2 protein-coding genes are annotated in these 3,927 nt (G+C 47.0%); one reads left to right on the top strand and one right to left on the bottom strand.

Translation table 11 applies throughout. The annotated features are described in order from the left end of the window. The coding region (gene polA, locus GY843_RS00890; RefSeq protein WP_297305834.1) for a DNA polymerase I at positions 1 to 2,758 on the top strand (2,758 nt) is incomplete at its 5' end. Between the two features lie 199 nt (positions 2,759 to 2,957). Here the strand turns inward: polA and GY843_RS00885 are convergent. Then, on the bottom strand, positions 2,958 to 3,927 hold a 970-nt coding region (locus GY843_RS00885; RefSeq protein WP_297305833.1), incomplete at its 5' end, for a Mur ligase family protein.

The raw sequence follows: 3,927 nt of genomic DNA, 5'->3' as shown, positions 1-3,927 counted from the left end.
GCGCCAATCCTCTAACTCTCCTCTCATTCTAGTCGACGGCTCCTCGTATTTATACCGTGCATTCTTTGCTTCACAGCAAGCAGACCTGAGAAATTCTGCTGGAATTCCTACTGGAGCAATACGTGTCGTGACATCGATGCTAAAGAGTTTGATTAAACAGTATCCAGAAAGCCCTATCGCGGTGATCTTTGATGCCAAAGGTAAAACCTTCCGTGATGAGATATACAGCGAATATAAAGCGCAGCGTCCTCCCATGCCGGATGACTTGCGAAGCCAGGTTGAACCTATCCACAACATTGTGAAAGCGATGGGTATGCCACTGATCGTTGAAGAGGGTGTTGAAGCGGATGATGTGATCGGCACCATGGCCCGCGAAGCTAGTGCAAAAGGCATTGATACGCTGATCTCTACCGGTGATAAGGATATGGCGCAGCTGGTGGATCAGCATGTCACCCTGATCAATACCATGACCGATACCATCATGGATATAGATGGAGTGAAGGAGAAATTTGGTATTCCTCCTGAGCTGATCATCGATTATCTGGCATTGATGGGAGACAAGGTCGATAACATTCCGGGTGTCCCGGGTGTAGGCGAGAAAACCGCACTTGCGCTGCTACAGGGAATTGGCGGCCTGAAAGATCTCTACGCTAATTTGGATAAAATAGCAGACCTGGGTTTCCGTGGTTCCAAAACCATGGCGAAAAAATTGGAAGAAAACCGTGAAGAAGCGGATCTGTCCTACCTGTTGGCAACCATCAAAACTGATGTGGAACTGAATGAGTCTGTAGCGGATATCACTAAGCCGGAAGCGCAAAAAGAGCAGTTACTGGAGCTGTTTAAAGAGTTTGAATTCCGTAGCTGGGTAAAAGATCTGGAATCAGGTGAAGTAGGTAGTAGCAGTAATATTTCTACCGAAGATGATGAAGCGCTTCCAGAAGCACCATCCGATGTTGAATACGATGTGGTACTGGATGAAGCCGCACTGGATAGCTGGATCGAAAAGTTATCCACAGCTGAACTGTTTGCTTTTGATACGGAAACTACCAGTCTCAACTATATGGAAGCGGAGCTGGTGGGTGTCTCTTTTGCGGTTGAAGCGGGTAAAGCCGCTTATGTACCGGTGGCCCATGATTATATGGGAGCTCCGGAGCAGATCAGTCGCGAAATGCTATTGGAAAAGCTGAAGCCACTCTTAGAAAACCCTGATCATAAGAAAGTAGGTCAGCACCTTAAGTACGATATGAATGTACTGGCCCGTTATGGAATTGAGCTACAGGGGATTGAGTTTGATACCATGTTGGAATCCTATGTATTGAACTCCACTGCAACACGCCACGATATGGATAGCCTTGCCGACCGCTATCTGGGTGTGAAAACCATCAAGTTCGAAGAGATCGCTGGAAAGGGTAAGAAGCAGCTCACTTTTAATCAGATTGAGATGGAGCAGGCTGCACCTTATGCGGCCGAAGATGCAGACGTCACACTGCGCCTTCACCAGGCAATCAATTCTCAACTGAGAAAAGATGAAACCCTATCGGCTGTATTCACTGATATTGAGAAACCACTGATTCCGGTACTGTCCCGCATAGAGCGTAATGGTGCGTTGGTAGATGCTGCGATGTTGGGTGAGCAGAGTATTGAACTTGCCGAACGTATGGTGGAACTGGAACGTGAAGCTTACGATATCGCCGGTAAAGAGTTTAATCTGGCATCTCCCAAGCAGCTGCAGCAGATTCTGTTTGAAGAGCTGAGTATCCCGGTTATTAAGAAAACACCGAAGGGTGCTCCTTCCACAGCTGAAGAAGTGCTACAGGAACTGGCACTGGATTACCCACTGCCAAAATTGATTCTGGAACACCGCAGCCTGAGCAAGCTGAAATCAACCTACACCGACAAACTGCCGTTGATGATCAACCCGCAAACCGGGCGTATTCACACCTCCTATCATCAGGCGGTCACAGCGACGGGACGCTTGTCGTCGACCGATCCTAACCTACAGAATATACCTGTGCGGACAAAAGAAGGGCGCAGAATCCGTCACGCGTTTATTGCACCAGAAGGCTACAAGATAGTTGCTGCTGATTACTCCCAGATTGAACTGCGCATTATGGCGCACCTGTCACAGGATAAAGGTTTGCTGGATGCGTTCTCCAAAGGAGCTGATATACACAGAGCTACAGCTTCTGAGGTGTTTAAGGTTGAATTGGATCAAGTATCTGATGATCAGCGCCGCAGCGCTAAGGCGATCAACTTCGGTCTGATCTATGGCATGTCCGCATTTGGTTTGGCGAAGCAGCTGGGTATCGCACGTAAGGATGCAGCTCAATACATTGAACACTACTTCGAAACCTATCCGGGCGTGCAGCACTATATGGATGATATTCGAGCGAAGGCGCAGGAGCAGGGCTATGTGGAAACCTTGTTTGGTCGCCGCCTGTATCTACCAGAAATAAAAGCGAAAAATGCGATGCGACGTCAGGCTGCGGAGCGTACTGCGATCAATGCACCTATGCAGGGAACTGCAGCAGATATCATCAAACGGGCGATGGTAGCGGTTGATAAGTGGCTTGATGAGTCAGAGTTTGATGCCCGTATTATTATGCAGGTTCACGATGAACTGGTATTTGAAGTACGTGAAGAGCAATTAGACGCTTTTGCAGCTGAGGTAAAACAGCGTATGGCTGATGCTGCAGACCTTGATGTGCCTCTACTGGTGGATGCTGGCATGGGTGAAAATTGGGAGCAGGCGCACTAGTCGCCTGCTTTCTAATGGTTAAATATTATTAATCAGAAGGGAACTTTTTCATCTGTTGCAGGTCTACCCTCCAAGAGTCACGTATACGTTCATCTAGCCATGGTTGTGGCTCTTTACAACAAGCATGCGTTAAAGCCCTGAGAAATTGTCCGTTCCCCTTCCTATATTTCCCAGGGCTTTTTTTTATCATAGTTTGGTGTCATATCTTCTCGGTTAGGGCGTCTTGCATCGATAGGCTGGCTTTAAGCTCGTCCAATACAGTGAATGCTTCATGTTCATCACATAGCAAGACAAGCATCCCTCCTTCCTCTACTAATTCTGTACCTTTTATTACCGCTTTGTCAGAAGCTGCCTCTACATGGACATTCGCTGGTTTTGCCCCCGCTTGGATTAACTCCTTAGCAAACTGTTTTGGCATGTAATCTTCAGGTTGACCCTCGTATTCGGGGTTTTTAAGAGCACTTCCTTCCCGGCTGCAGACAAAAGTATCAAAGTGTTTCAGCAATGTGTCTTTTACTGCAGTAATGTGTTGGAAATGACGATTACCAATTTTGCTGCTCACCAGTACTTTGTTGCCGGAGCACGGGAGTTGATCGAGTACATTACTAAGCTCTTTAACCCCATCAGGGTTATGTGCAAAATCGAGCAATATTTGGAATGGGAAACCAGGGATGAGATTTAAACGCCCCGGATTCGTCTTATAACTGGAATGGAAACCAGTCATTGCAGCCGCGACCTTTTCTGTTTCAATATCTTGCGCCAGGGCTGCGGCAATGGCAAACATACTGTTCTGAATGTTAAAGCGTGCAGCTCCTCCCATTACTGCGGGAATAGAATTAACAGGCAGCAGATTATGAGAGCTTTCTCCATGGAAGAAAGTTATCCACTCTTCACTGTTTACTGTATTTAAAGCTATGCCGCGCCCGCCTTGTGCAATATGGGTAGAGAAAGTAGCAGATTCAGGATTATTGCTGACAAAAATTATTTCAGTTTCGGGGAGTACCTTGCTGCGTTGAGCTAGACAGCGTGAGTCATCAGCATTTATAACAACGGCCTTTGTGGCAAAGGACAGCAGTTTACCTTTTAAATCAGCCATCTCTTCTAAGGTATCAATACCGTCAACGCCAATATGGTCATCTTGTACATTTAGCAGCAGGGCTACATCACAG

Origin of the sequence: Neptuniibacter sp. (genome assembly GCF_024231755.1) — a bacterium.
Taxonomy (GTDB): Bacteria; Pseudomonadota; Gammaproteobacteria; order Pseudomonadales; family Balneatricaceae; genus Neptuniibacter.
The sequence above is the reverse complement of the archived record's forward strand: the minus strand, read 5'-3'. Positions and strand labels throughout refer to the sequence as shown.